Raw genomic sequence first — 24,662 nt, 5'->3', positions numbered from 1 at the left:
GATCGTCTCTTCCGGATGTTTGGATGGGGCTTTAGGCGGATTGACTGTCAGAGTCAACCTTGAGCGCCGGAAGCCAGTCATTGACAGCATCCACCAGCCGCTGCGCCCCGTGCCCGCTGACATAGGCTTCGACAATCGGGTGACGCCCAGCGCTCATTCCCTTCTCCAGAATCAAAACGGGACGATGCATTTTGGACGTGGTCCTGTCGCGGCTTGAGGTGGTGGTTTCCACCTCGGCATGGGACAGGTTCGACAGCTCATGTTCTACAGTGTCATATCCAAAGATGGATTGGCGACGGATCAAGATGCTATTGCTGTTGCGGTCCAATATGACCTGAACGCGGCGCACAAAGACGCAGAATGCGCCAAAGCCCATCCCCCCGCCGAAGACCGCAAAGAAGATGCCGAACAATATGCCCTCACCACCCTCGCTGGCCATGAACAAACCAGCCCCAACAAAACAGAGGATAAAGAGCACCAGCGTGATGCCGATGAACCATGGCGTGTTGGAAAGGATCAATTGATCTGGGGTGTTTCGCGTTACTTTCATGGCGGCACGCTAACACTGATTTCTGGCACTGTCGTGGCTTGAATTCGTCCGCGTGTTGCGCGATGAGCGCGCCAAACAGGAGGTTCTCATGGACGCATCATCCGCTTTTCAGGACTCACTACCGCTTAGCTCGGACGCGCTCTTGGCGCAGCTGGATGATTGGGGTCTGACATATCGTCTGCACACCCATGTGCCGCTGCGCACGGTTGAGGATTCAAAGTCGGTCGAGGATCAGTTCATGGTGCCGGGTGAGAATGCTCTGCGCCTGAAGAACCTGTATCTGCGCGACAAGAAAAAGCGAAACTATCTGGTGACGCTAGAGCAAAGCCGCGAGATCGACCTCAAGGCGCTGGGGGCGGAGTTGGGCGTGGGCAACCTGTCCTTCGGTTCGGCGGACCGGTTGCTGCAGAACCTCGGTATCCGGCCCGGAGCGGTCAGCCCGCTGGCGATGATCAACGGGGTGCAGAACGATGTGCGGTTCTTTATGGATGGTGCGGCGCAGCAGGCCGATGTCATCTACATGCACCCGCTGGTCAATGACCGCACCGTTGCGATGACGCGCGCTGATCTGATGGCGTTCTTCGACCGGGTCGGGTGTGAGGTGAAATGGCTGCCCTGATTCAAGGCCGTAGAATAAGTGCGCCCAACCGTTGCAAAAGCAGGCTGGGCGCGCAGGCTTCTAAAGGTACGGGCGATCAGGCCGCCAGTTTCAGAACGGCTTTCTGCGCCTTGGCCAGCGTGGTTTCTGCGTCCAGAGCCATCTGGTCGGCGGCAACAACGTCCACATCGTGAATGCCGATAAAGCCCAGCACATGTTTGGCATAGTTGGTGGCGAAATCGACCTCGGACCCGACGGGGACACCACCCGACGCAATGGCCAGAACCGCGCGTTTGCCTTCCAACAGGCCCTTTGGGCCGTTTTCGGTGTAGCTAAAGGTCAGGCCGGCGCGGGCCACCAGATCGATCCAGGCTTTGAACGCTGCAGGCACCGAGAAGTTGTAGATAGGCAGACCAACGATGATGGTGTCGGCCTCTTGCAGTTCGTTCACCAGCGTATCCGACAGCGCCAGCTGATCGCGCTGGGTCTCGTCACGCTGATCGGCGGGGGTGAAGTTAGCAGTGATCCAGTCTTCGGTCAGCAGGGGCAGGGGGCTGGCCAGATCGCGGCGGATGATGCGCCCGGCGCCCAGATGCTTGACGATGCGGTCGGACAAATCACGGGTGGCAGAGCCTTCGCGGCGGGCCGAGGCGTCGATATGCAGGATGGTTTTGGTCATTTCACCGGGTCCTTGTGGATAGGGATTTCTCGTCTGGCCCCAATATGGATGTTGCGTACGTGAACAAAACTCGGATACATCAACAGTTGATGTTGGAATTTGCACAGTAAGGTGGCGCCGTGGACAATTGGGACGAAGTGAGAACTGCCTATCAAGTGGCCCGCATGGGCACCGTCAGCGGTGCGGCCGAGGTGCTGGGCGTTCACCATGCGACGGTGATCCGCCACATCGATGCAATTGAGGCCCGGTTGGGGACCAAACTGTTCCAGCGCCACGCGCGCGGCTACACCCCTACCGAGGCCGGAGATGACCTGTTGCGCGTGGCACAAGCGACCGAGGATCAGTTCAACCAACTGGTCGGGCGGATGAAGGGGCGCGGCGATGACGTCTCGGGTGAGCTTGTCGTGACGTCTCTGTCCTCACTGGCGCCACTGGTGGTGCCCGTGCTCAGCGAGTTTCAGCGCCTGCATCCAGGCCTGATCGTGCGCTACCTGACCGGAGACCGCCTGTTCCGCCTTGAATACGGAGAAGCACACGTCGCTATTCGCGCAGGGTCGGCACCGGATCAGCCGGACAACGTGGTACAGCCCTTTATCACGCAAGAGGTCGGCCTGTTTGCCAGCAAGGACTATGTGAAACGCCATGGTAAGCCTACAGGCGTAGAGGACTTTGTTAACCACCACTTCGTCAGCACCGACGACGAAAACAGCCGTGCTCCGTTTTCCCGGTGGTTGCGTGTGACTGTTCCCGCTGAAAGCATCACGTTCCGCTGCACCAACAACTTCTGCATCCGCGAGGCGGTTCTGTCCGGTGCCGGGATCGGGTTCATGGCCCGATGGGAGGCAAGCCGAGACCCCAATCTGATCGAGGTGATTGACCCGCTGCCGGAATGGTTCGGGAATCTGTGGCTGGTGACTCATGTGGACCTGCATCGCACGACCAAGGTTCAAAGCTTTCTGACCTATCTGAAAGAACAATCCAAAGGCTGGCTGGCGTGAGCCCTCAGGCACAGGGTCACTTGGCCATGCTTGTCTTCTCGGCCCTGGTGGCGGGCAGCTTTTCGCTGGGCTCGTTGGTCGCCAATCAAATCGCGCCCGAGGCGATCACGGCGGCGCGCTTTCTAATCGCTGCAGTTGTGATCGGGATAGCAGCGCTGATGACCACCGGCCTGCCGCGCAGCGCGGCGCAGGCCCCATGGCGCTATCTGGTTCTGGGCGGGTTGTTTGCCACCTACTTCGTTCTGATGTTCCACGGCCTGAAGACCGCACCCCCGGTCAGTGCCGCCGCCGTGTTCACGCTGACCCCGGTGATGTCCGCGGTGGCGGGCTGGGTGTTGCTGCGGCAGGTCACGACGTCCCGGATGGCCTTTGCCCTGACCGTGGGAGCCGTGGGGGCGCTCTGGGTTATTTTCCGCGCGGACTGGCAGGCCTTCACCGCGTTCCAGATCGGCGGTGGTGAGATCATCTATTTGTGGGGCTGTGTTGCGCACGCGATCTATACGCCGATGGTGCGCAAGCTGAACCGGGGCGAACCGGCGGTGGTGTTCACCTTTGGCACTCTGGTCGCGGGCTGCGTTCTGCTGACGCTTTACGGCTGGTCCGACATTCGGGCGACCGATTGGGTCAACCTGCCACTGATCGTCTGGGTGGGGCTGCTTTATGTCTCGATCTTTGCCACTGCCGTCAGCTTTGTTCTGGTGCAGTTCGCGACGCTGCGGCTGCCCTCGGCAAAGGTGATGGCCTATACCTACCTGACGCCCAGCTGGGTGATCCTGTGGGAAATCGCGTTGGGGCAGACGCCGCCTCCGCTGTTGGTTGTTGTCGGGGCAATCCTGACAGTCATCGCGCTTGTGCTGCTGTTGAAAACCGAAGAACAGCGCCGCACCACGACCCCCCTTCCTGAATGACGATGGCCATCCTTTCCAAAGGTGGCGCGTAAGAGGTCTGGCTGTCAGCCTATGCTTGAGGCAGGTCAATGCGTTAACATCTTCTCTCAATTACCCTAGGTGCAAGGAGGAAAGCACCATGTTCAACCACATTATGCTCCCCGTCGATCTGCATTTGCCGCCGGAGGTCCGAAAAGCGCAGGAGGTCGCCACGCAGATTGCCAAATGGCAGGGGGCCAGGATCACGGTTGTTAGCGTGACCGGCACGCAACCCGGGGATCCGGTGCAGACTGACGCGACAACCAATCAGATGTTGACCGCCTTCGCGGAACAAGTGGCAGCGGACAGTGGTGCCCAAGTGGACAGCCGCAATATCCACTCGGTCGATGTTGCGGTCGAGGTCGATGGTGACCTGACACGCACCGCCGAGGAGATCGGCGCCGACCTGATCGTTGTGGGCACCCACGCGCCGCGGATCACCGACTATATCTTTTCCAGCCATGCGGGGTATCTGGCCAAGCACGCCAAGGTTTCGGTCCTCGTCGTGCGGTGAAACAGGCCTTTAGTCTTCAGCGGCGGGCAGTTCAATTTCCAGAAACCGTTCAAACGCATCCAGATTGATCGGTTCGAACTGTCCGAACCCCTGCATCCAAACCGACGCTGCACGTAGGGCATCGGGTTCAAGCTTGCACCATTTTACCCGGCCTCGCTTTTCCTGACTGATCAGCCCGGCCTTGGTCAGGATGACCAAATGTTTCGAGATCGCGGCAAGCGACATCTCAAACGGCTCGGCCACATCGGTCACGGCCATGTCATCCTCAAGCAGCATCGCCAGAATGGCGCGGCGGGTGGGGTCAGCAAGGGCCGCGAATACAGTGTCGAGTTCATTGGACATGCTTCCGCTGAACCACAGTGCCCGGGTTTGGTCAACCATTTGGTTGAATATGCAGATTTAATGCATTTGAACTGTGCCGGAGGGGCGAGGCGCTGCATTTTCGCATCTTCTCTATAGAAAAATACAAAAATAACAATACCTTAACGTGCGGCAATTCGGGCACTCAACGCCGTTGACTCTGCGCCCGTCGCCCCTTAGCACCATGCCCAAGACTGTACGAGGGAAACGCCCGTGACCGATGACGACCAAAAGCAGCGTATGGCGCAGCTGGAGGCCAAGATCGAGGCGGCGAAAAAGGCCAAAGAGCCGAAGCCCCGCGCAGACGCTGACGTCTCGGGCGGCGAGCTTGCCTGGAGGATGGTCATCGAAATGGTATCCGGTCTTGGGATCGGATTTGGCATCGGATACGGGCTGGACAGCCTGCTCGGGACGATCCCGATCTTTCTGGTGCTGTTCACATTGCTGGGCCTTGTCGCGGGCGTGAAGGTTATGCTCCGCAGCGCGAAAGAGGCTCAAGAGAAACAAACGGCGGCGACGGCTGCCGAGAAGGACGAGAGGGACTGACACGTGGCAACTGAGACCACCGCAGCAGAAGGCAGCAGCCTGGTATTCCACCCGATGGACCAGTTCATCGTCAAGCCGTTGTTCGGCGACGGTGCAGTGGGAATGTTCACGGTTACCAACGTGACCCTGTGGCTGTTCTTCGCGGTGCTGGCTGTGGCTGCTCTGCTAGTTCTGCCCACGTCCAAGCGCGCGATCGTACCCAGCCGGATGCAGTCGGTCGCGGAACTGACCTACGGCTTTATCTACAAGATGCTGGAAGACATCTGCGGCAAGGACGGCGTCAAGTTCTTCCCCTATGTCATGACCCTGTTCATGTTCATCGTCAGCGCGAACTTTCTGGGCCTGATCCCGACTTCGTTCACAACCACGTCGCACTTTGCGGTCACCATCCCGCTGGCGCTGGCCGTGTTCCTGACCGTGACCATTCTGGGTTTTGTCAAGAACGGCGCCGCGTTCCTGGGTTTGTTCTGGGTCTCCAGCGCGCCTCTGGCGTTGCGTCCGATCCTGGCGATCATCGAGCTGATTTCGTACTTTGTGCGCCCGGTTAGCCACTCCATTCGTCTTGCCGGTAACGTCATGGCTGGCCACGCGGTTATCAAGGTGTTCGCTGGCTTCGCCGCGGTCGCCGTGATCTCGCCCGTGTCCGTTCTGGCGATCACCGCAATGTACGGCCTCGAGGTCCTGGTGGCCTTTATCCAGGCCTACGTATTCACCATTCTGACCTGTGTTTATCTGAAAGATGCGCTGCATCCTTCGCACTAAGGTCTGATACCCCAACATCGAAACTTCCAATTCGTAAGGAGATACATCATGGAAGGCGATCTCGCACACATCGGCGCAGGCCTGGCAGCAATCGGTTCCGGCGCAGCCGCAATCGGGGTGGGCAACGTTGCAGGCAACTTCCTGGCCGGCGCCCTGCGCAACCCTTCAGCGGCTGCTTCGCAGACCGCAACCCTCTTCATCGGTATCGCATTCGCAGAAGCGCTGGGCATCTTCGCATTCCTGGTCTCGCTGCTGCTGATGTTCGCCGTCTAATCTGCGGAACCTGATCCTTACGCGCAGGTGGGCCCAAGCCATAGCGGCCCACCTGTTGTAAAGACAACGTTCCGACGGAGGACATCATGGCGACTGAACCCATTAGCGAAGAAGTAGTAGGCGCGTGCGTCGACTCGCATGGCTCTGCCATCGGGATGCCGCAGCTCTGCTTCGATTGGTTCCCCAACCAGATTTTCTGGCTGGTCATCACGCTGGTCGTCATCTTTCTGGTCCTGTCTCGCGTGGCTCTGCCCCGCATCGCGGCAATCCTGGCTGAACGTCAGGGGACCATTACAAATGACCTGGCTGCGGCCGAAGATCTAAAGGCCAAGGCGGTCGAGGCCGAAGAGGCCTATAACAAGGCGCTGGCCGATGCCCGTTCTGAGGCACAGCGTATCGCAGCGGAAGCCCGTGCTGAAATCCAGGCTGGTCTGGATGACGCGATTGCCAAGGCAGACGCGGAAATCGCTGCAAAGGCGGCTGAATCGGAAAAGGCAATTGCCGAAATCCGTGCCGGTGCGCTGGAAAGCATTCAAGTGGTTGCCAAGGACACGGCGGCAGAACTGGTTACTGCACTGGGCGGCGAGGCGGATGCCAAAGCCATCGACGGTGCCGTTGACGCGCAGATGAAAGGATAAGTGACATGCGGAACACTCTTGCTCTTATCCTGACCGTCGGCGCAGCCAGCCCGGCATTTGCCGCAAGCGGCCCGTTCTTCTCGCTTGGCAACACCGACTTTGTCGTCCTTCTGGGCTTCATCGTTTTCATCGCGGTCCTGTTCTACTTCAAGGTCCCCGGTCTGATCGGTGGCGCGCTGGACAACCGTGCTGCTGGCATCAAGTCCGAACTGGACGAAGCTCGCGCTCTGCACGAAGAAGCGCGCAGCCTGCTGGCCTCGTACGAGCGTAAGCAGCGTGAAGTGCAGACGCAGGCAGATGCCATCGTGGCTGCTGCGAAAGACGATGCCGCTTTGGCTGCTGAACAAGCCAAGGCCGATCTGGAGAAATCCATCGCACGCCGTCTGGCTGCTGCGCAGGATCAGATCGCATCGGCGGAAGCGTCGGCTGTGAAGGAAGTCCGCGATCAGGCCATCACCGTAGCTGTTTCTGCAGCAAACGCGGTTCTGGCCAAGCAGATGACAGCGACGCAGGCGAACAAGCTGATCGACTCGGCGATTGCTGACGTGGACGCAAAACTCCACTAAGCCTAACGAAGTATAAACTTTGAGCGACCCGGCAGACTTCTGCCGGGTTTGCCATTTTTAGGGCAGGGGTTTTGCCTCAACGGCACGCAGGTTGTGACTATCGGCCCAAGTGGGCCTTAGCCGGTGCGGGCTGACCTGTTTCTGCCAGAGAAAAACACGATTACAGCCAGAACGGTGATCCCGATCTCAACCATGAAGGTCCAATGGTTGAGAAATGAGAGTATCCAGTGCGAGTGCGTGGCCTCGACCGTCACGAGCGGGTGGGAAAAATCAGAAAACGGCCAAAGCCAGGTGATTTCCCCCACGATGGAATCCAGCACCATATGGACCAGACCTCCGGCCTCAAAGAACGCCATGACGCGCCCCGTCTGTGGCCAGCGCAGCCCGGTGATCAATCCCAGCAATAGGATACCAGCCCACAATGCCGGTCGATGCGTGAAGTAAGCGTGGTGGTGATGGGCACGGTTGTCGACCAGATAGAACAAAAGCATGTCCAGATCTGGTGCGATCGCGCCAAGCATTGCCGCAGCAAAGACCGTTTTCCCGACATTCGGCGTGGCGGCCCGAAAGATAAGGTAGGCCCCCGGTAAATGCCCGATGAACATCAGGTCTGACCTGTCTCGTGCTGCAGCCGTTGCTGCGCGATGGCTTCGTTGCGTTGGGCTTTCTGGTGGTCTTCCATGCACCGCTGGACAAAGCTGAGATGCTTGTGAACCGCATCACGCGCACCTTCCGGGTCGCGGGCCTGTAGAGCGGTGTTGATGGCGCGGTGCTGGTCCAGAATGGCCCCGCGTGTGGTTTGCTGCTGGAACATGATCTGGCGGTTATAGAACACGCCCTGTTGCAGCAGTTCATACATCGACCGCATCATGTGTAGCATCACCACATTATGGCTGGCCTCGATGATGGCCATATGGAACTGGGCGTCCAGCTGAGCCTCATCCTCGGAGGCGTTGCGCCCATGGGCGGCCTGCATCTTGTCGAAGATCGCCTGCACGACCTTTAGATCGCTGTCCGATCCCAGCCGCGCAGCGCGTTCAGCCGCCAGACCTTCCAGGTCTTTTCGGAACGAAAGGTAATCGAACACTGCCTCTTCATGGCTGCCGAACAACCGGATCAGCGCCGGGGAAAAGGCCGAGCCCAGAACCTCGGCCACATAGATGCCGGACCCTGCTTTGGCAGTCAGCAGCCCCTGATCCTGAAGGTTCGAAATCGCTTCGCGCAGCGAGGGCCGCGATACGCCCAGCCGCTCGGCCAGGTCACGTTCCGCCGGAAGCCGTTCACCCGGTCGCAAGATACCACGCAGGATCAGCATCTCGATCTGTTTTACCACCGCGATGGACAGCTTTTCAGGCTGGATTTTCTGAAAGGGCATGGGGCGTTCCGGAAATTGGTCAAATCATATGACCACGTATTCGGTGTTGGTTCAAGAACACCGGATCACCTGTTTTGCAACAATAGGTCAGAATTATTGACATTAATGGCGTGACGCCTAGTCTGCCCGGAATAAAGGAGGAGACCCATGTCGACGAAAGACCTGTTTGCCACGCGGGCGTCCCGGATGAAGGCGTCCGAGATTCGCGAATTGCTCAAACTGCTGGATCAGCCGGGGATCATTTCTTTTGCCGGTGGCATTCCAGATCCAGCGCTGTTCCCGGCGGATGGCTTTGCAATGGCGTTCCAGAATGCGTTGGGATCAGGGAGTCAGGCGCAGGCGCTGCAATATTCCGTCAGCGAAGGTTATGTACCGCTACGTGAATGGCTGGTTGATCACATGCGTCAGATCGGTATCGACTGTGGGCTGGACAACATCCTGATAACCTCCGGCTCGCAACAGGCACTGGACTATCTGGGCAAGCTTTACCTGTCGCCGGGTGATACCGCGCTGGTTGGCTGGCCCACCTATCTGGGCGCATTGGCGGCGTTCAACGCCTATGAGCCGCGTTTTGATCGACTCAGCATCAACGGCAACCGCGGCACTGCTGAATACAAGGCGGCAGCGGGTGAGGGGGCGGTGAAGTTTGCCTATCTCTCGCCGGACTTCGCCAACCCGACCGGAGAGACCGTGGACCTGCGGGGGCGTGAAAACCTTCTGGAGCTGGCCGAATACTTGAACTGCGCCATCATCGAAGACGGTGCCTATCAAGCCCTGCGTTATGACGGAGAGGCGATCCCCCCGGTTCTGGCGTTGGAATTGGCGCGCAAGGGGTCGATTGAAAACTGCCGGACGATCTATTGCGGTAGTTTTTCGAAGACCTTGTCTCCGGGATTGCGTGTCGGGTGGGTCGTGGCGGCCAAACCGGTGATCTCGCAGCTGGTGCTGATGAAACAGGCCGCGGATCTGCATTCGGCAACGATCAATCAGATGGCCATCAACGATGTGGCACGGGCGAGCTTTGACACGCATATCCCGATGCTCGGCCGCGTCTATGGCGCGCGCCGCGACGCAATGCTGGATGCGTTGCAACAGCACATGCCGGACGGGGTTGAGTGGACCAAGCCCGAGGGCGGCATGTTCATCTGGGTGACGCTGCCGAAGGGCACTGTCGGGGCCGACCTGCTGGCGCGGGCGCTTGAGACGGTCAAGGTGGCCTTTGTCCCCGGTCAGGCCTTCTTTCCGGACGGGTCCGGCGCCAACACGATTCGGCTGAGTTTCTCGAACTCGGATGAGGATACGATCCGCGAGGGTATCTGTCGGCTGGGGAACGTTCTGCGCGCCTGATCCGGGAAAGGTTCTGTTAACCATATTGCGGCAGGTATGGGTGCATGATCCGGTATCTGTCCTTCACGGTGCTGGCCGCCTGTTCGGCCGGCACGCCATACTTTCGCGATGTGCCTGCCACCCGTATCTCGGTGAATGGCAGCGTCTTTGACGTGCGCGTGCGTGGGGAGCTGGCCGAGGCGGTGCGGGTCAACACTCAATACGCCCTGCGTCTAGGTCCGATCCGCGACCGTGCCGGGCTGGCGATGGCGCAGGTCTCGGGCTGTCCGATTCTGGATGTGCTGGGCGATGCGGCGGTGACCGTGGGTGTGCTGGGTTGTGACCGCGAGGCCGGGGAACGGTTGCTGCTGACCTCGGTATCGACCCCAAACTACGAATGCATCGACTACGGCATCTATAAGAACATCGGCAACGGGAACGGCTATCAGGTTTTTGAGTGCACGCCCTACTGAGATACGCGTATTTCTGCGCATTTCGGCAAGATGTTGTGGATAAGTCGGGTTGATATCCCATATCCTGCGCAACTCCGTTGACTCGACCCCAATCCGTTGCGCAGACTTCCAGATATAGGAATCACGGGACTTATTGCCTTTGCGCTTCAGCAAACTCAAACTCACCGGCTTCAAAAGCTTTGTCGATCCGACCGATCTGATCATCGCGGATGGGTTGACCGGTGTGGTGGGGCCGAATGGCTGCGGCAAGTCCAACCTTCTGGAAGCCTTGCGCTGGGTGATGGGCGAAAACCGCCCCAAGTCTATGCGTGGCGGCGCGATGGAAGATGTGATTTTTGCCGGCGCCGCCACGCGTCCTGCCCGCAATTTTGCCGAAGTGGTCCTGACCATGGACAATTCGGAACGGCTGGCGCCTTCGGGGTTCAATGACTCGGATCAGCTAGAAATCGTGCGGCGTATCACGCGTGATGTGGGCAGTGCTTATAAGACCAACGGCAAGGACGTGCGGGCGCGCGATGTGCAGATGCTATTCGCGGATGCATCCACTGGTGCGCATTCGCCCGCGCTGGTGGGGCAGAACCGCATTGCCGAGTTGATCAACGCCAAACCCCGCGCCCGTCGCCGTATTCTGGAAGAGGCCGCCGGGATTTCGGGCCTTTATCAGCGCCGTCACGAAGCCGAGCTAAAGCTGAAGGGCACCGAGTCCAACCTGACCCGTGTGGATGACGTTTTGGAACAGTTGGGCGGGCAACTGGCGCAGCTGGCGCGTCAGGCCCGGCAGGCCGCGCGCTACCGCGAGATTGGTGAACAATTGCGGCAGGCCGAAGGGATGTTGCTCTATCGTCGTTGGAAAGAGGCTGATATGGCCCGCCAGCAGGCTGAAGAAAAACTGCGTGAGCGCATCACCGAAGCGTCCCGCGCCGAGGCAGAAGCCCGTGCTGCAGCCACCAAGCGGGCCGAGATCGAAGAGACGCTGCCACCGCTGCGCGAAGAAGAGGCCATTGCGGCTGCCGTCCTTCAACGCCAGCAGGTGCAACGCGACCAACTGTCGGATCAGGAAACCCGCGCCCGCCAGACCATTGAAACGCTGACCAACCGGATTCAGCAACTGGGCAACGACATCGAACGCGAGACCGGTCTTAACCGTGACGCGGGCCAGATGATCGAGCGTTTGGAGTGGGAGGCGCGCGAGCTGGCAAAGGCCGCCGAAGGGCATGACGACAAGGTCGCTGAGGCTGCCGAGATTGCCCGCGAAGCAGCTGCGGTGCTTCAGGACCGTGAAGATCATCTCTCGCAGCAAACCGAGGATATGGCGCGTCTGGTTGCCCGTCACCAGTCGGCGCAACGTCTGGTCGAAGACAGCCGCAAGACGTTGGCGCGATCCGAGGGCGAAGAGGAAAAAGCGCGTGGAGCCGTGGACGAGGCGCGCGAGGCGCTGACCCTTGCCGGTGAAGCATTCGAGACGGCACAAGAGGATGAGGAAGAGGCGCGTGAAGCTGCCGAAGCAGCCGAAGAAGCGCTGGCCGCTGCTGATGAGTTGCGCAACGACACGCAGGCGCGTGAGGCCGAAGCCCGCGCACAGCGATCCGAAGCCGAGGGTGAACTGGGTGCGATCCGGGCCGAAACGACGGCTCTGTCCAAGCTGGTTGAACGTGATACCGCTGAAGGCGGGCAGGTGCTGGACCTGCTGCGCGTGGCTCCGGGCTATGAAAAGGCACTTGGGGCGGCTCTGGCCGACGATCTGCGTGCGCCACTGGTCGAAGGGGATGGGCCCTCGGGCTGGGTGCAGGTTGCGGGTTACGACGCCGATCAGCCGTTGCCGGACGGTGCCGAACCGCTGGCCTTGCATGTTTCAGGGCCAGACCGGCTCAGTCGCCGTATTGCGCAGATCGGTCTGGTGGACGCGGATCAGGGCGGACGTTTGCAGGCGTCGTTGAAGCCTGGCCAGCGGCTGGTATCGCGCTCAGGTGATCTATGGCGTTGGGACGGGTTTCGCGCCTGGGCCGAGGATGCGCCCAGTGCGGCGGCTTTGCGTCTGGAGCAGCTCAACAAGCTGGAAGCGCTGAAACAGGAACTGGCGCGGACAGAGGCGCAGGCCGATGGTGCCCGCGCGGCGCACGAAGCACTGTCGCAGCAACTGGCGGACGTGACCGAAGCCGACCGCCGCGCGCGTGAGGCTCGCCGTGCTGCTGATCAGCGCATGGCCGAAACCGCGCGTCAGCTCAGCCGGGCCGAGGCGGACCGAAATCTGGCGCAAGGCAAGCTGGAAACCCTGACCCTTGCCGTCGACCGCCACAAGGAAGACGCTATGTCTGCCCGTGCGCAACTGCGTGAGGCCGAAGGAGCGCTGGCCGGGCTGGGCGACCTCGACAGCGCCCGTGCACAGGTTGAAGACATCAAACAGACGGTTGAGGCGGCGCGGATCACCATGCTGACCCACCGCTCGACCCATGACGAGCTGCGCCGCGAAGGCGAGGCGCGGACCCGCCGCACGCAAGAGGTGACCAAAGACCTCAGCGGCTGGAAGCACCGTCTGGAAACGGCTGAGAAACGGATTTCCGAATTGGCGGAACGCAAGGAAAGCTCGGAAGAAGAGCTGTCCGAGGCCATGGCTGCCCCTGCCGAGATTGCCGAGGCGCGGGAAGAGTTGAACGAGCTGATTGAAGCCGCCGAAGCCCGCCGGACCGAGGCAGCCGACAAACTGGCCGAGGCCGAAATCCAACAGCGCGAGGTCGTTCTGGCCGAGCGGGATGCGGAACGTCTGGCCTCGGAAGCGCGCGAGTCCCGGGCTGCGGCTGAGGCGCGGTGTGATGCGGCCAAAGAAAGTGTCACCGCTGCGGCCGAGCGCATCGCCGAGGATCAGCAACTGACGCCGAACCAATTGCTGAACCAGCTGGATGTGAACCCGGATCAGATGCCCGCTGCGGATGCGTTGGAGGCTGAAGTCAATCGCCACAAACGTCAGCGCGATGCGATGGGTGCAGTGAACCTGCGGGCTGAAGAGGACAGCAAAGAAGTTCAGGAAGAGTTTGACACGTTGAACTCTGAAAAGGCTGATCTGGAAGAGGCGATCAAAGCCCTGCGCAGCGGCATCGCCAGCCTCAACCGTGAAGGGCGCGAGCGTCTGCTGACCGCGTTCGAACAGGTGAACTCGAACTTCGCCATGCTGTTTAAGCACCTGTTTGGTGGCGGCGAGGCCAATCTGGTCATGGTAGAAAGTGATGATCCGCTGGACGCCGGGCTTGAAATCATGTGCCAACCGCCGGGCAAAAAACTCTCGACCCTCAGTCTGTTGTCGGGTGGGGAGCAAACCCTGACTGCCACAGCGCTGATCTTTGGCGTCTTCCTCGCTAATCCGGCCCCGATCTGTGTGCTGGACGAGGTCGACGCGCCGCTGGACGACGCCAACGTGACCCGCTTCTGCGACCTGCTGGACGAGATGTGCCGCCAGACCGACACGCGGTTCCTGATCATCACGCACCATGCGGTGACCATGGCGCGGATGGACCGGCTGTTCGGCGTGACCATGCAGGAACAAGGCGTCAGTCAACTGGTCTCGGTCGACCTGAAAAAGGCCGAGCAGATGGTCGCCTGACCGCTCACTGCAACGTTATCACCCTCTGGCGACCCCACAGGGTAAGCTGGCCGCATGACCCGATATCTGATCTTCGCCCTGCTGACCGCAAGCCCAGCCATCGCCGCCGAGTGGCCTACCAAACCCGGAGATGTGCCACTGTCCCCCGAGGAACTGAACGCTCTGGCGGGCCAGACCTTCACCTTCTACGATGACGGCCAGGCCGCTTTCTCGGCTGGAGGCGCTTATTCCTATACCTACGCCAGCGGAGACGCGGCCTTTGGCACCTACTCGATCGCTGAGGATGGCAGCGTCTGCATCGCCTATCGCAACGGGTTCAGCCGGTGTGATTTGTATGTGCACAGTGGGGAAAGGTTGATCCTGATTGATGAGAAGGGGGATCGCTATCCAGTCAGGCCGGAGTGAAGTGAAAGTGCGCCGCTATTCGTGTCATCCAATGGCCGCTGTGCGGACAAAGCGGACATTGATATTGTTATGCCTTTGCGACGAAAACGTGCCCTTGAATACGGCCAGATATCGAGCCGACGCCAAAAGACTTCTCAATCTCAGCCGCCGCCGCTTCAGTGATTTCATCTAGCAACCCTGCCGCACGTTCTTCCAACTCGTTCCTGAGCGGAGTTCCTTGGCAATAGGCCAACGCAGGAACCATCGAGCTACTTGCACGACTCCGTTCAGAAATAGTGAATGTATCCACATGGCTAAATCCTGCTTCGCCAAGGTCGTTGACAATGGCGGTAATGTTCCCGTGCCCGTGAGGTGTTCTTGCCAAAAACACAGGCGGATCATCAGGAAAAAACCGTGACGCGGTCGCCGTTACGCTTTGAGCAAATTCATTCTGCTCTATCCGATCCCACACGTTGAAAATAAAGTAACCATCTTCCTTCAAGACGCGTAGAGCCTCTCGATAACCTGCTATCTTGTCAGGGAAAAACATCACGCCAAATTGGCAACAAACGACGTCGAATGAACCCGCCTCAAAAGGTAGCTGCAGTGCGTCAGCTTGCTGCCACTCAATTTGATTTGAATGCGGCTGCTGGTTCGCCGCTCTGTCCAACATCGGTTGGTTGAGATCAGTGACAACATAGCGGGTGGATTCATTCAGCAACGGTGCCAAGGCGCGAGTGACGACACCGCTACCAGCAGCAGTTTCGAGAACATCCTTCGGGTTCGTTTTTGCAACCCTCTTCGCGATGTCGGCGGCATATGGTTCAAAAATCAGTGGAACGAGATATTCGTCGTAAACATCAGGGATCGACCCGGTGAAATTCTTGTCTTTGGATGACATTACGAACGCTCCCCGACTAGGTCTTGAACCCAAAAGATAAATTCATAGCACAGTTTTGTAGTTCGGTCACATTGGGCTCAAAACCGACATTGCATCACAACCGCTCCAACAACTCCACCGTCGGCCACGCATCTGCAGGAAGCCCCAACCGCACCTGTTCCGCCTGAACTGCCGCGCGCGTCCCAGCCCCAAGTATGCCGTCGATCTTGCCCACGTCATGCCCGCGTGCTTGCAGTTTGGTCTGGAGCTGCTTCATCTGCCCGCCCGACAGTCCCTGCGCCGGGTTGCCCGCATCATAGATCTGCGCGCCCTCCAGCCGTGTGCCGAAATATGCGGCGGTCAGGACGTAGACAAAGCTCTGGTTCCATTCGAAATAGACGTCGAAATTCGGATAGGCCAGAAAGGCAGGCCCGTTGTGCCCCTGCGGCAGGATCAGCGAGGCGGGCAGGCTAGCCAGCGACCCGCTGCGGGCTTGCACGCCCATGGCCTGCCATTCGGACACCGGGCGCGGTTTGCCGGGGCCGGACAGCGACCAGTCCATTTGCGCGGGTACGGTGACCTCTTGCAGCCAGGGCTGACCGGGCTGCCAGCCCAGATGCGACAGCATTTTGGCGCCCGACATCAGCGCATCCGGCGCCGAGGTTTTCAACGAGACCTTACCATCGCCGTCCCCGTCCACGCCGTTTTCCAGAATGTCACGTGGCAGCATCTGAACCATGCCGATCTCTCCGGCCCAGGCACCGGTGGTGCGGGCTGGGTCGAAATCGCCCTGTTGGTACAGCTCAATCGCGGCGAAGATCTGCGGGCGGAACAGTTCGGGGCGGCGGCAGTCATGCGCCAAGGTCACCAGCGCGTTGCGGGTGTTGAAATCGCCCTGAAACGCGCCGTAGTCGGTTTCGAACGCCCAGAAGGCCAGAAGGACCCCGCGCGAGACGCCGTATTCGGCCTCGATCCGGTCGAACACCGCGTCGTATTTGCGCGACATGGCCTGCCCGCGCTCGATGCGGTTTTGTGAGATCAGATGGCGTGAAAAATCGATGAACGGTTTCTGGAACACGCCCTGCGCGCGGTCGGCTTTCAGAACCGCTCCGTCCTGCTGCACGCCTTTGAAAAACGCGTTGACGGTGGATTTGTCGAACCCCTGCTGGACGGCTTCGGCCTTTAGCCCTTTGACGAAGGCATTGAACCCGCCGCCGCATTGGGCCAGTGCGGGCGAGGTGAACAGGGCGGCGGCAACAAGGCCGGAGAGAAAGCGCATGGAGGCTCCGTCAGAGAATAAAGCTGAGCCCAACCCACACTGACACGAGGCCAAGCGCAAGCCCCCAGACCCTCCACAGCATGTCACATGCGCGGAAAACCTCTGGCGCACCGATTTCGCGCGGAGCATCGCCGTTGACCCACGCCAGATCGCGGATCTGCCCGTCATAGCTGCGCGGGCCGGCAAGGGCGACGTTCAGGGCGCGGGCCATGGCGGCTTCGGGCCATCCGGCGTTGGGTGAGATATGGCGGCGCGCATCTGCCACCATGTTGGGCCAGCGTGCCCATTGGCCCGACAACGCCACGATCATTATGCAGGTCAGGCGGGCAGGGATCAGGTTCAGCACATCGTCCAGACGGGCGGCGGCCCAGCCGAAGTCGCGATATTTTTCGGTGCGGTAACCGATCATGCTGTCTGCGGTGTTGACCGCCTTGTAGATCAGCAAGCCCGGCAACCCGGCGACCAGAAACCAAAAGGCAGGCGCAATGACCCCGTCGCTGAGGTTTTCTGCGGCGCTTTCGATTGCGGACCGGGCCACCTGCGCCTCGGACATGTCGCGCGTGTCGCGTGAGACAATCATGGCGACCTTAGCGCGCCCTTCGGCAAGCGAGGTGCGCAGCCCGTCGCCCACGTCGCGCACATGAGTCACCAGAGATTTCTGGGCCAGCAGGATGGCGCAGAGGATGACCTCAACCACCGGTCCCAACAGGGCCAGCAGTTGCCCGATGATCAGCGCGCCGCAAACCAGCAGGATCACCACGGCGACCCCTTTCAGCTGCCGCTGCGCCTCATGGTTCAGGTGCCTATCCAGCCAGCCGATGACGTTGCCCATCAACACCGCCGGGTGTTTCACCCGCGACCACAACCAGTCCGGCTCACCCAAGGTGGCGTCCAGAAACATGGCGCAGACCAGCAGGAAGGCCGTGCTCACAATGCGGCCTCCAACCTGCTCCAACCGTCTGCGGGGGGCAGGCCAAGTCGCAGGTAGGTTTTGGAATAGGGGAAGATGCGGCTCCAGATATGGGCGCGGGCCAGACGGTCCCTCCAGTCGGCGGCGTTGTCAACTTCATACAGGCGGAAAAGGGTGGTGCCGCCCACGAGGGTTGCGCCCTTAGTGGTCATGAGTTCGTCCAGACGGGCGGTCTCGGCGGCCAGCCGTTGGCGCGTGGCATTGGCCCATTCGACATCCTGCAGCGCGCGTGATCCGATCCGCAGTGCAGGGCCGGACACGGCCCATGGACCGGTCAGGTCGTTCAGCCGCGCGATCAGGTCGAGCTGACCGATGGCAAAGCCCAGCCGTAGCCCGGCCAGTCCCCAGAATTTTCCGAAGCTCTTCAGCATGATCACGCCGGGCCGGGCGGCCAGGTGGATCAGCGATGCCTCGGGGCTGACGTCACAAAAGCTCTCATCAATCACGGTCAGGGGGGCATTCGCGTCCGCCTCGGTCCAAATCCGACCGTCGGGGTTGTTCGGGTGCACGATGACGCGGGCCTCGACCGGGCCATTGGGCTGAACGGTCCATCCCTGCGCGGCAAAGGCCGCGGCGTGTTCGTTGTACGTGGGTGTCGTGATCTGTACCCGGCCTTGTTCTGCCAGCGCGGGAATGCGCGCGATCACGGCTGAGGCACCGGGCGCGGGCAGGATCGCTGCACCTTCCGGGACGGACCAGAACCGGCGCGCGGCCTCAGCCAGGTGCTCGAACGCGCCATGATCGGGCAGTTCAGCCCAGTCCGATTGGGTCAGGTCTGAGACCTCATAGGGGTGCGGGTTGATACCGGTGGAGAGGTCCATCCACTCCGTGCGGGTTCCGCCATAGCTGGCGATGGCCCCGTCCAGCCCTCCGCCATGGTCACGCGCGGCGCGTGGATTCAAGTTATCGTTATCGCCTGCCATGGGGTTCTCGCCGGAATCGCTTGTTTCGGGCTGTTTCAAGCGGATTTTTGCCGTTTACACAAGCAAATCTACTCGTTCGAAGCTACCGACCGATGTCGTTAACACTTTGTTAAGGAATAAGCGTGATCACGATTTACGGGGGACGGCACCAGACACTCAATCATGGGCCGAGGTTGTTGCGAATGAATGTTTTGATTGTTGAGAGTAACCCCGACCTTGGTCGGGTTTGGAAAAGGCATCTTGAACGGCAGGGCGCCGAAGTCACGCTGGTGCCGGGTCAAGAGGCCGCGATTCTGGCGCTGTATGGTCAGGACTTCGATATTATTGTGCTCGATCTGGTGCTGGAAACCGGCAGCGCGTTGGCTGTTGCTGATTTCGCCAGCTACCGCCGCCCCGAGGCACGTGTGATCTTTGTCACCAACACCACTTTCTTCTCGGACGGGTCGATTTTTGCCCACAGTCCCAACGCCTGCGCCTATGTGCAAAGCGCAACGCCGCCAGAGGATCTGGCGGCGATGGTCGAACATTACGCGGCGGTTCGCTGATTCCGCCGGTGTGGCTCCAGATAGTCCAGAACAGGGTTCACAGGGATGATCCGGTTTGGGTTAATCGTGTCGTGGCTATAGTGATAGTGGCGCACGATATGGTTCATGTTCACTGTCCCAGCGACACCCGGCCACTGGTAGAGCTCGCGGGTATAGGCCCATAGGTTGGGGTAATCGACCAGCCGACGACGGTTGCACTTGAAGTGCAGATGATAGACCGGGTCAAAGCGGATCAGAGTGGTAAACAGACGCCAATCTGCCTCGGTCAGGCGGTCCCCCGTCAGATAGCGGTTTCGGGATAGGCGCTCTTCAAGCCAGTCCAGCGTGTCGAACAGCGGGGTTACGGCTGCGTCGTAAGCTTCTTGCGTGGTGGCAAAGCCCGACTTGTAGACGCCGTTATTGACGTCGGAGTAGATGCGGGCGTTGACGTCTTCGATTTCACTTCGCAGCGTTTCGGGCCAGTAATCCTCGGTACTGCCGGTGAGCCCATCAAAGGCCGAGTTGAACATGCGGATGATTTCCGAGCTTTCGTTGGAAACGATGGTCTCCTGCTGTTTGTCCCACAGGATCGGTACGGTGACACGACCCGTATAAGTGGGGCCGGCCTTGGTATAAATCTGGTGCGCGAAATCGAGACCATAGAGCGTATCCCCGGTCGCGCCGTGGTCATCCGTTTCGAATGTCCAGCCCTTGTCCAGCATATCCGGATGCACAACCGAGACTGAGATCAGATCGCTGAGGCCCTTCAACTCGCGAAAGATCAGCGTGCGGTGCGCCCAGGGGCAGGCGTGGCTGACATATAGGTGATAGCGGCCGGGTTCTGCCTTAAAGCCGCCCTTGCCGGAAGGCCCTGCGCTGCCATCCGCAGTCAGCCAGTTTCGAAACTGAGCGGCACTGCGTTTGAAGGCGCCACCTGTTGTTTCTGTATCGTACCAAGTGTCGTGCCATTCGCCGTCGATCAACAGACCCATTGTGAATCCTCCGCGTTTCGATTTCAGCAAAGATAGGGCCGTGCGTGCGACCTTCCCACATCAGGCACCGCGCACCGGGCCTGCGTGGGTGCACAGGTGGGGTTGAGATTTCCGCGCAACAGGCTGAATTCGAACCATTCTGTGTGACGGGCTTCACTGGATTTTCACAAATTTACCGGCACAATAGAATCTATTACGGGGGAAGAGTCGTTATGAGTACCTATGTTTCTAAAGAAATAAGCGCCGAATTGGATGCGGCGCGAATCGCGGGATTGAAGAAAATCAGCCGCCTTCGCGTGGAATTTGGCGACAATGCCTTTAAAATTCTCAGATTGTGGAAAGACGGTTTTACGGTCGAAGCCGAAACCACACCACAATTGCGCGGGCTTGTAGATATCTACGACGGCGCGCGTCACCTGTACCAATGTCTGATCATCGCGGATGACGAGGAAGCTGGCGAGATGCGTTACGACTTTAAGCGCAGTACCGCTGCCGCTGATACGGCCCCGCTGGATTTCTACCGCGCCCCGGACGCTCCGATTGCGCTGCTGGGTTACGAGGACTAGGGGCGGATTTCCACAACGGTCCCGGTGGGCGTCAGGCTCCAAAGCCGCGTCATCTCGGCATTTGACAGGGCGATACAGCCTGCAGTCCAGTCTCCGGGCAGGGTCAGGCCTGCGACGCTGTTCGGATGCCCGTGGATGAAGATGTCTCCGCCCGGATTAATGCCCTGGCTTTGGGCGCGGTCGATATCTTCGGGCAAAGGGTAGTTGATGCCGAGGGAGAGGTGAAAAGCGCTCTGGGGATTGCGCCGGTCGATCCGGAAAATCCCAACCGGGGTCTTGCCGTCACCTTCCTGCTGTTTGTCCCCTTCGGGCTCGAACCCCAATGCGACATCCGCTTGCATGACAATTGCTCCGTCCAAGGACGCGGTCAGTCGGCGGGCAGATTTTTCGATCAGAATATAGTCGATTTGCGTGGCCTCAGGGGCCATTGACAGCGCGGGTGGGCGGGGGCTGAATTGATGCCAGCCAAACCACGCCGCGCTCATCAGGCAGATTAGCAGGACAATGCGTGCGACCCGCCGCATGGGCTTATTGCAAATCGGCAAACGCGTGTTTCAGACGGGCACAGGCCTCTTCAACCCGCGCACGTTGCGTGGCGAGGTTGAACCTCTCAAAAGTTTCTCCTCCAGTGCCAAAACCGGGGCCGGAGGAGGTGGCGATTTTGGCGTCTTCGCGCAGTCGGCGCACGAGCTCGTCGTGATCCATGCCGGTGCCCGAGAAATCGACCCACGCCAGATAAGTTGCTTGCAGTGGCATCGACCAAAGTCCGGGGATGTCGGCGATGGTGGCGTCGAACAGTGTGCGGTTGCTGTCCAGATGGGCGATCTGCTCATCGACCCAGGCTGCGCCTGCCGGAGAATAAGCGGCGGTGATCATGGCCACACCCAGTGCACTGGGCGCATAGTCCAGCGTATGCAGGCGATAGCGCATGGCCGCGCGTAGCTCGGGGTCGGGGATGATCATGTTGCCGGTGCGTTGGCCCGCAATGTTGAACGTCTTGGAGGCCGCCGTCAACGTCACCGTCCACGGCCGCGCATCGGGTGCGGCCACATCCATGGGTACAAACTTTTGGCCGGGATAAACCAGATCGTGGTGAACTTCGTCCGAGACCAGGATCAACCCGTTCCGTTCGGCAAACGCTGCCACGGCGCGCAGCTCGTCCGGGGTCCAGACCCGCCCCGAGGGGTTCTGCGGCGAACACCACAGCAACATCTTTTCCGACCCATCCAGCCGTGACTGTGCGTTCTCTAGATCGACGCTATAGCTGTCGCCTTCTCGGACCAACGGGCATTCCACCACGCGGCGACCGGTTTTGTTCACCTTGTAAGCAAACTCATGGTAGACGGGCGTGAAGATCACCACCCCGTCACCGGGTTCGGTCCAGACATCCAGACACAAGGCGATCGCGTTGCCTAGCCCCTGCGAGGTCAGCGCCCAATCGGTGTCGATCTCCCAGTCATGGCGGTTCTTCATCCACCACTGGACCGAGGCCAGATAATCCGGGTGCGTCCAGGAATAGCCAAAGGCGCCGTGATCGGCCGCCTCGCGCACCGCCTCGATCACGCAGGGTGCGGTGGCATAGTCGGAATCGGCCGTCCACATGGCCAGCCCATCCTGCGGCGACACGCCGTACAGGTCTTCCATCTTGTCCCATTTGGAACTGTTGGTTCCGCGTCGGTCGATCAGGTCGTTGAAAGTCATGTCTGCTCCGTCTGTTGAAACGAAAGCTAGCCACAATTCCAGCAGGCGCAAGGGGGGCGTTGCGGCGGCGGACGGGATGGCCTACATCAAGCCCATGAAACGCAATATTCTGATCCATCCCGACCCCCGTCTGAAAAAGGTCTGCACCCCGGTGGCTGACCTGTCGGACGAGTTGCGCAAACTAGCTGACGACATGCTTGAGACAATGTATGACGCCCCCGGTATCGGGCTGGCGGCGCCGCAGATTGGTGTGTTGGATCGTCTGATCGTGATGGACTGTGTGAAGGAAGAGGGCGAGGCGCCACGTCCGCTGGTCATGTTCAACCCTGAGGTCATTGCGTCCTCGGACGAAACCAATGTCTATGAAGAAGGTTGCCTGTCGATCCCCGAGCAATTCGCCGAAGTGACCCGGCCCAAAGTGGTCGACGTCACGTGGATGGACCGCGATGGCAACTTGCAGCAGGAGACTTTCGATGGCCTCTGGGCCACCTGTGTGCAGCACGAGATCGACCATCTGAACGGCAAGTTGTTCATCGACTACCTTAAGCCGCTCAAGCGCCAGATGATCACGCGCAAGATGCAAAAGCTGAAACGCGAACAGGCCCGCGCATGACCGTTCGCACCTGCCTGCCATGGCCCGACAAACGCCTGCGGACCAAGGCCGAGGATGTGGCCGAGATCACCGACGAAATCCGCGCAATCTGGGACGACATGATCGACACCATGGAGGCGATGCCAGGCGTTGGCCTTGCCGGTCCGCAGATCGGGGTGATGCTGCGGCTGGCGGTCGTGGATGGTTCGACCGAACGGGGCAAGGCGGTGCGACTGGCGAACCCTGAAATCCTGCACAGTTCGATCGAACTGCGCGAGCATGATGAAGCCAGTCCGAACCTGCCCGGCGTTTCCGCCAAGGTGAAGCGCCCGCGCGCGGTGACGGTGAAATTCCTGAACGAACAGGGCATGATCGATCGCCGCGATTTTGTGGGGATTGAGGCAACAAGCGTGCAGCATCAAATCGACCATCTGAACGGTCGGATGTATTTTGACCGGCTCAGCAAGGTCAAACGCGACATGCTGCTGCGCAAAGCCAAGAAACAGGGGTGACCATGCGCCTAGTCTTCATGGGAACTCCAGAATTCTCGGTTCCGGTGCTGGATGCACTGGTTGAGGCCGGGCATGAGATTGCCGCCGTCTACTGCCAACCTCCGCGCCCTGCGGGGCGGGGGAAGAAAGACCGCCCGACGCCTGTTCATGCACGGGCCGAGGTGCTGGGTCTGACTGTCCGCCATCCGGTCTCGCTGAAATCACCTGAGGAGCAGGCCGCGTTTGCCGATCTGAACGCCGATGTGGCGGTGGTCGTGGCCTATGGTCTGCTACTGCCGCAGCCCATTCTGGATGCGCCCACGCATGGTTGCCTGAATATCCACGCCAGCCTGCTGCCGCGCTGGCGCGGGGCTGCTCCAATCCACCGGGCGATCATGGCAGGAGATGCGCAGACCGGCATCTGCATCATGCAGATGGAGGCCGGGTTGGACACCGGCCCCGTTCTGTTGCGGCAGGCCACCGATATCGGTCCGCAGGAAACCACGGCGCAACTGCATGACCGACTTGCGCCCATGGGGGCCGATCTGATCGTCGAGGCGTTGGCCCGCCTGTCAGACCTGACGCCCAAGCCTCAGCCCGAGGACGGCGTGACTTATGCTTCGAAAATCGACAAAGCCGAGGCGCGGGTAGACTGGACCCGCCCTGCAGTCGAGATCGACCGCCAGATTCGCGGTATTTCACCCTTTCCCGGTGCCTGGACCGAGATAGCGGGCGACCGAGTCAAACTGCTGGCCTCGACACTGGCCGACGGGCAGGGCGCGCCCGGAGAGGTACTGAACGACACACTCCGCGTGGCTTGTGGCGAAGGGGCGATTGACCTGTTGCGCCTACAGCGTGCTGGGAAGGGTGCACAGGACGCAGAAACCTTCCTGCGGGGCTGGCCGGTCGCTGCCGGAACCCGCCTGAGTTCGGAGTAAGCCAGATGTTCATGATCCTGATGGGCACTGTCGTGATTGCCGGTATCGTGGGGTATCTGTCCGAGAAAACCGGGTTCACCCACAACGGTTACCTGCCTTCGATCATCATTTGCGTGGGTGGTGCTTTCCTGTTCTATTTCGTCCGTATAATGTTCGGTATCAACTTTGGCCCACCGGGTCTGAACGCTGTGATCTCATCCATTGGGGCGCTGATCATCGTGCCGACGCATTGGAGGAAATAGC

General features: G+C 60.1%; 31 protein-coding genes. 19 read left to right on the top strand and 12 right to left on the bottom strand.

The genetic code is table 11. The features are described 5' to 3' along the window. Positions 1-31 precede the first annotated feature (31 nt). Positions 32-550, bottom strand: coding sequence for a hypothetical protein (locus GOW98_RS15845; RefSeq protein ID WP_170333802.1), 519 nt, complete (start codon positions 548-550; stop codon positions 32-34). An 88-nt stretch (positions 551-638) separates the two neighbouring features. Here GOW98_RS15845 and GOW98_RS15840 point away from each other — a divergent pair, with 88 nt between their 5' ends. After that, complete coding sequence (locus GOW98_RS15840) at positions 639-1,169, top strand: prolyl-tRNA synthetase associated domain-containing protein (protein WP_170333801.1); 531 nt, start codon at positions 639-641, stop codon at positions 1,167-1,169. 76 nt (positions 1,170-1,245) lie between these two features. On the opposite strand, the gene GOW98_RS15835 is transcribed toward GOW98_RS15840, so the two are convergent. Continuing rightward, the gene (locus GOW98_RS15835; RefSeq protein ID WP_170333799.1) at positions 1,246-1,827 is read right to left on the bottom strand and encodes an FMN-dependent NADH-azoreductase; all 582 of its coding nucleotides are present in this window, start codon (positions 1,825-1,827) and stop codon (positions 1,246-1,248) included. Between the two features lie 119 nt (positions 1,828-1,946). On the opposite strand from GOW98_RS15835, the gene GOW98_RS15830 reads away from it, so the two are divergent. The 3 genes from GOW98_RS15830 to GOW98_RS15820 all read left to right on the top strand — a co-directional run bounded on the left by GOW98_RS15830 (position 1,947) and on the right by GOW98_RS15820 (position 4,265). Then, complete coding sequence (locus GOW98_RS15830; protein ID WP_170333797.1) at positions 1,947-2,825, top strand: LysR family transcriptional regulator; 879 nt, start codon at positions 1,947-1,949, stop codon at positions 2,823-2,825. Between the two features lie 26 nt (positions 2,826-2,851). Continuing rightward, positions 2,852-3,733: a DMT family transporter gene (locus GOW98_RS15825; protein WP_217359596.1), complete on the top strand. Its 882-nt coding sequence runs from the start codon at positions 2,852-2,854 to the stop codon at positions 3,731-3,733. A gap of 118 nt (positions 3,734-3,851) precedes the next feature. Then, on the top strand, positions 3,852-4,265 hold the full coding sequence (locus tag GOW98_RS15820) for a universal stress protein (RefSeq protein WP_170333793.1): 414 nt from the start codon (positions 3,852-3,854) through the stop codon (positions 4,263-4,265). Between the two features lie 9 nt (positions 4,266-4,274). Here GOW98_RS15820 and GOW98_RS15815 read toward each other — a convergent pair whose 3' ends face one another. Next, positions 4,275-4,607: an ArsR/SmtB family transcription factor gene (locus tag GOW98_RS15815; protein ID WP_170333791.1), complete on the bottom strand. Its 333-nt coding sequence runs from the start codon at positions 4,605-4,607 to the stop codon at positions 4,275-4,277. Positions 4,608-4,838: 231 nt separating this feature from the next. Here GOW98_RS15815 and GOW98_RS15810 point away from each other — a divergent pair, with 231 nt between their 5' ends. The 5 genes from GOW98_RS15810 (at position 4,839) to GOW98_RS15790 (ending at position 7,410) form a co-directional block, all read left to right on the top strand. Beyond that, positions 4,839-5,171 carry an AtpZ/AtpI family protein gene (locus GOW98_RS15810; RefSeq protein ID WP_170333789.1) on the top strand — a complete coding sequence of 111 codons (333 nt, stop codon included), beginning with the start codon at positions 4,839-4,841 and terminating at the stop codon, positions 5,169-5,171. Between the two features lie 3 nt (positions 5,172-5,174). After that, positions 5,175-5,933 (top strand): F0F1 ATP synthase subunit A, encoded by a 759-nt coding sequence (locus tag GOW98_RS15805; RefSeq protein ID WP_170333787.1) that lies wholly within the window; start codon positions 5,175-5,177, stop codon positions 5,931-5,933. A 48-nt stretch (positions 5,934-5,981) separates the two neighbouring features. Next, positions 5,982-6,206, top strand: a complete 225-nt coding sequence (locus tag GOW98_RS15800) for a F0F1 ATP synthase subunit C (RefSeq protein WP_005981269.1) — start codon at positions 5,982-5,984, stop codon at positions 6,204-6,206. An 86-nt stretch (positions 6,207-6,292) separates the two neighbouring features. Then, on the top strand, positions 6,293-6,844 hold the full coding sequence (locus GOW98_RS15795) for a F0F1 ATP synthase subunit B' (RefSeq protein WP_170333785.1): 552 nt from the start codon (positions 6,293-6,295) through the stop codon (positions 6,842-6,844). Positions 6,845-6,849: 5 nt separating this feature from the next. Continuing rightward, a complete protein-coding gene (locus tag GOW98_RS15790; RefSeq protein ID WP_170333783.1) occupies positions 6,850-7,410 on the top strand; it encodes a F0F1 ATP synthase subunit B in 561 nt (186 codons plus the stop codon). Between the two features lie 116 nt (positions 7,411-7,526). On the opposite strand, the gene GOW98_RS15785 is transcribed toward GOW98_RS15790, so the two are convergent. Together GOW98_RS15785 and GOW98_RS15780 are read right to left on the bottom strand one after the other, a co-directional pair. Then, the gene (locus GOW98_RS15785; RefSeq protein ID WP_170333780.1) at positions 7,527-8,015 is read right to left on the bottom strand and encodes a metal-dependent hydrolase; all 489 of its coding nucleotides are present in this window, start codon (positions 8,013-8,015) and stop codon (positions 7,527-7,529) included. Further along, positions 8,015-8,785, bottom strand: coding sequence for an FCD domain-containing protein (locus GOW98_RS15780; protein ID WP_170333778.1), 771 nt, complete (start codon positions 8,783-8,785; stop codon positions 8,015-8,017). Before GOW98_RS15780 ends, GOW98_RS15785 begins: the two co-directional genes overlap by 1 nt. A 147-nt stretch (positions 8,786-8,932) precedes the next feature. Between GOW98_RS15780 and GOW98_RS15775 the strand changes: the two genes are divergently transcribed. The 4 genes from GOW98_RS15775 (at position 8,933) to GOW98_RS15760 (ending at position 14,584) form a co-directional block, all read left to right on the top strand. Continuing rightward, a complete protein-coding gene (locus GOW98_RS15775) occupies positions 8,933-10,132 on the top strand; it encodes a PLP-dependent aminotransferase family protein (protein WP_170333776.1) in 1,200 nt (399 codons plus the stop codon). 44 nt (positions 10,133-10,176) lie between these two features. Continuing rightward, positions 10,177-10,584 (top strand): hypothetical protein, encoded by a 408-nt coding sequence (locus GOW98_RS15770; protein WP_170333774.1) that lies wholly within the window; start codon positions 10,177-10,179, stop codon positions 10,582-10,584. Between the two features lie 139 nt (positions 10,585-10,723). Beyond that, positions 10,724-14,179 carry a chromosome segregation SMC family protein gene (locus tag GOW98_RS15765; RefSeq protein ID WP_170333772.1) on the top strand — a complete coding sequence of 1,152 codons (3,456 nt, stop codon included), beginning with the start codon at positions 10,724-10,726 and terminating at the stop codon, positions 14,177-14,179. Positions 14,180-14,233: 54 nt separating this feature from the next. Continuing rightward, complete coding sequence (locus GOW98_RS15760) at positions 14,234-14,584, top strand: hypothetical protein (RefSeq protein WP_170333770.1); 351 nt, start codon at positions 14,234-14,236, stop codon at positions 14,582-14,584. A gap of 67 nt (positions 14,585-14,651) precedes the next feature. Here the strand turns inward: GOW98_RS15760 and GOW98_RS15755 are convergent, their stop codons facing one another. The 4 genes from GOW98_RS15755 to GOW98_RS15740 form a co-directional block, all read right to left on the bottom strand. Further along, positions 14,652-15,464, bottom strand: coding sequence for a class I SAM-dependent methyltransferase (locus GOW98_RS15755; protein ID WP_170333768.1), 813 nt, complete (start codon positions 15,462-15,464; stop codon positions 14,652-14,654). 94 nt (positions 15,465-15,558) lie between these two features. Next, the gene (locus tag GOW98_RS15750; RefSeq protein WP_170333766.1) at positions 15,559-16,722 is read right to left on the bottom strand and encodes a lytic murein transglycosylase; all 1,164 of its coding nucleotides are present in this window, start codon (positions 16,720-16,722) and stop codon (positions 15,559-15,561) included. A 10-nt stretch (positions 16,723-16,732) separates the two neighbouring features. Then, on the bottom strand, positions 16,733-17,653 hold the full coding sequence (gene cbiB, locus GOW98_RS15745) for an adenosylcobinamide-phosphate synthase CbiB (RefSeq protein WP_170333764.1): 921 nt from the start codon (positions 17,651-17,653) through the stop codon (positions 16,733-16,735). Then, positions 17,650-18,615: a threonine-phosphate decarboxylase gene (locus tag GOW98_RS15740; RefSeq protein WP_170333762.1), complete on the bottom strand. Its 966-nt coding sequence runs from the start codon at positions 18,613-18,615 to the stop codon at positions 17,650-17,652. Before GOW98_RS15740 ends, cbiB begins: the two co-directional genes overlap by 4 nt. Positions 18,616-18,797: 182 nt before the next feature. Here GOW98_RS15740 and GOW98_RS15735 point away from each other — a divergent pair, with 182 nt between their 5' ends. Beyond that, a complete protein-coding gene (locus GOW98_RS15735) occupies positions 18,798-19,160 on the top strand; it encodes a response regulator transcription factor (RefSeq protein ID WP_170333760.1) in 363 nt (120 codons plus the stop codon). On the opposite strand, the gene GOW98_RS15730 is transcribed toward GOW98_RS15735, so the two are convergent. Then, positions 19,142-20,131: a glutathione S-transferase family protein gene (locus GOW98_RS15730; protein WP_170333759.1), complete on the bottom strand. Its 990-nt coding sequence runs from the start codon at positions 20,129-20,131 to the stop codon at positions 19,142-19,144. The two genes, GOW98_RS15735 and GOW98_RS15730, sit on opposite strands and share 19 nt — an antisense overlap. A gap of 212 nt (positions 20,132-20,343) precedes the next feature. Here GOW98_RS15730 and GOW98_RS15725 point away from each other — a divergent pair, with 212 nt between their 5' ends. Then, positions 20,344-20,697, top strand: coding sequence for a hypothetical protein (locus tag GOW98_RS15725; RefSeq protein WP_170333757.1), 354 nt, complete (start codon positions 20,344-20,346; stop codon positions 20,695-20,697). Here GOW98_RS15725 and GOW98_RS15720 read toward each other — a convergent pair. Next, entirely contained in the window at positions 20,694-21,221 is a 528-nt protein-coding gene (locus GOW98_RS15720) for a L,D-transpeptidase family protein (protein ID WP_170333755.1), read from the bottom strand. The two genes, GOW98_RS15725 and GOW98_RS15720, sit on opposite strands and share 4 nt — an antisense overlap. A 4-nt stretch (positions 21,222-21,225) precedes the next feature. Beyond that, positions 21,226-22,398 (bottom strand): MalY/PatB family protein, encoded by a 1,173-nt coding sequence (locus tag GOW98_RS15715; protein WP_170333753.1) that lies wholly within the window; start codon positions 22,396-22,398, stop codon positions 21,226-21,228. A gap of 94 nt (positions 22,399-22,492) precedes the next feature. On the opposite strand from GOW98_RS15715, the gene def (GOW98_RS15710) reads away from it, so the two are divergent. The 4 genes from def (GOW98_RS15710) to GOW98_RS15695 are packed head-to-tail and all read left to right on the top strand — an operon-like array spanning position 22,493 to position 24,661. Beyond that, positions 22,493-23,011: a peptide deformylase gene (gene def / locus GOW98_RS15710; RefSeq protein WP_170333751.1), complete on the top strand. Its 519-nt coding sequence runs from the start codon at positions 22,493-22,495 to the stop codon at positions 23,009-23,011. Beyond that, complete coding sequence (def, locus tag GOW98_RS15705) at positions 23,008-23,502, top strand: peptide deformylase (RefSeq protein WP_170333750.1); 495 nt, start codon at positions 23,008-23,010, stop codon at positions 23,500-23,502. Before def (GOW98_RS15710) ends, def (GOW98_RS15705) begins: the two co-directional genes overlap by 4 nt. A gap of 2 nt (positions 23,503-23,504) precedes the next feature. Then, positions 23,505-24,419 carry a methionyl-tRNA formyltransferase gene (gene fmt / locus GOW98_RS15700; protein ID WP_170333748.1) on the top strand — a complete coding sequence of 305 codons (915 nt, stop codon included), beginning with the start codon at positions 23,505-23,507 and terminating at the stop codon, positions 24,417-24,419. Positions 24,420-24,424: 5 nt separating this feature from the next. Next, the gene (locus tag GOW98_RS15695) at positions 24,425-24,661 is read left to right on the top strand and encodes a hypothetical protein (protein ID WP_170333746.1); all 237 of its coding nucleotides are present in this window, start codon (positions 24,425-24,427) and stop codon (positions 24,659-24,661) included. The last annotated feature ends 1 nt before the right edge of the window (position 24,662 follow it).

Origin of the sequence: Ruegeria arenilitoris (assembly GCF_013032445.1) — a bacterium.
GTDB classification, from domain to species: Bacteria; Pseudomonadota; Alphaproteobacteria; order Rhodobacterales; family Rhodobacteraceae; genus Ruegeria; species Ruegeria arenilitoris_F.
Note: the sequence above shows the minus strand (reverse complement) of the source record. Positions and strands in the feature narration are given on the sequence as shown.

Bases quoted from the DNA above. Each gene is read 5' to 3' on its own strand.
- GOW98_RS15825 (WP_217359596.1), top strand. From the start codon at position 2,852: ATGCTTGTCTTCTCGGCCCTGGTGGCGGGCAGCTTTTCGCTGGGCTCG.
- GOW98_RS15720 (WP_170333755.1), bottom strand. From the start codon at position 21,221: ATGCGGCGGGTCGCACGCATTGTCCTGCTAATCTGCCTGATGAGCGCG.
- GOW98_RS15730 (WP_170333759.1), bottom strand. From the start codon at position 20,131: ATGGGTCTGTTGATCGACGGCGAATGGCACGACACTTGGTACGATACA.
- GOW98_RS15840 (WP_170333801.1), top strand. From the start codon at position 639: ATGGACGCATCATCCGCTTTTCAGGACTCACTACCGCTTAGCTCGGAC.
- GOW98_RS15815 (WP_170333791.1), bottom strand. From the start codon at position 4,607: ATGTCCAATGAACTCGACACTGTATTCGCGGCCCTTGCTGACCCCACC.
- GOW98_RS15785 (WP_170333780.1), bottom strand. From the start codon at position 8,015: ATGTTCATCGGGCATTTACCGGGGGCCTACCTTATCTTTCGGGCCGCC.
- GOW98_RS15750 (WP_170333766.1), bottom strand. From the start codon at position 16,722: ATGCGCTTTCTCTCCGGCCTTGTTGCCGCCGCCCTGTTCACCTCGCCC.
- GOW98_RS15725 (WP_170333757.1), top strand. From the start codon at position 20,344: ATGAGTACCTATGTTTCTAAAGAAATAAGCGCCGAATTGGATGCGGCG.
- GOW98_RS15695 (WP_170333746.1), top strand. From the start codon at position 24,425: ATGTTCATGATCCTGATGGGCACTGTCGTGATTGCCGGTATCGTGGGG.
- GOW98_RS15845 (WP_170333802.1), bottom strand. From the start codon at position 550: ATGAAAGTAACGCGAAACACCCCAGATCAATTGATCCTTTCCAACACG.
- GOW98_RS15735 (WP_170333760.1), top strand. From the start codon at position 18,798: ATGAATGTTTTGATTGTTGAGAGTAACCCCGACCTTGGTCGGGTTTGG.
- GOW98_RS15770 (WP_170333774.1), top strand. From the start codon at position 10,177: ATGATCCGGTATCTGTCCTTCACGGTGCTGGCCGCCTGTTCGGCCGGC.
- fmt (WP_170333748.1), top strand. From the start codon at position 23,505: ATGCGCCTAGTCTTCATGGGAACTCCAGAATTCTCGGTTCCGGTGCTG.
- GOW98_RS15780 (WP_170333778.1), bottom strand. From the start codon at position 8,785: ATGCCCTTTCAGAAAATCCAGCCTGAAAAGCTGTCCATCGCGGTGGTA.
- def (WP_170333751.1), top strand. From the start codon at position 22,493: ATGAAACGCAATATTCTGATCCATCCCGACCCCCGTCTGAAAAAGGTC.
- GOW98_RS15775 (WP_170333776.1), top strand. From the start codon at position 8,933: ATGTCGACGAAAGACCTGTTTGCCACGCGGGCGTCCCGGATGAAGGCG.
- GOW98_RS15740 (WP_170333762.1), bottom strand. From the start codon at position 18,615: ATGGCAGGCGATAACGATAACTTGAATCCACGCGCCGCGCGTGACCAT.
- GOW98_RS15790 (WP_170333783.1), top strand. From the start codon at position 6,850: ATGCGGAACACTCTTGCTCTTATCCTGACCGTCGGCGCAGCCAGCCCG.
- GOW98_RS15755 (WP_170333768.1), bottom strand. From the start codon at position 15,464: ATGTCATCCAAAGACAAGAATTTCACCGGGTCGATCCCTGATGTTTAC.
- GOW98_RS15800 (WP_005981269.1), top strand. From the start codon at position 5,982: ATGGAAGGCGATCTCGCACACATCGGCGCAGGCCTGGCAGCAATCGGT.
- GOW98_RS15760 (WP_170333770.1), top strand. From the start codon at position 14,234: ATGACCCGATATCTGATCTTCGCCCTGCTGACCGCAAGCCCAGCCATC.
- def (WP_170333750.1), top strand. From the start codon at position 23,008: ATGACCGTTCGCACCTGCCTGCCATGGCCCGACAAACGCCTGCGGACC.
- GOW98_RS15820 (WP_170333793.1), top strand. From the start codon at position 3,852: ATGTTCAACCACATTATGCTCCCCGTCGATCTGCATTTGCCGCCGGAG.
- GOW98_RS15715 (WP_170333753.1), bottom strand. From the start codon at position 22,398: ATGACTTTCAACGACCTGATCGACCGACGCGGAACCAACAGTTCCAAA.
- GOW98_RS15795 (WP_170333785.1), top strand. From the start codon at position 6,293: ATGGCGACTGAACCCATTAGCGAAGAAGTAGTAGGCGCGTGCGTCGAC.
- GOW98_RS15835 (WP_170333799.1), bottom strand. From the start codon at position 1,827: ATGACCAAAACCATCCTGCATATCGACGCCTCGGCCCGCCGCGAAGGC.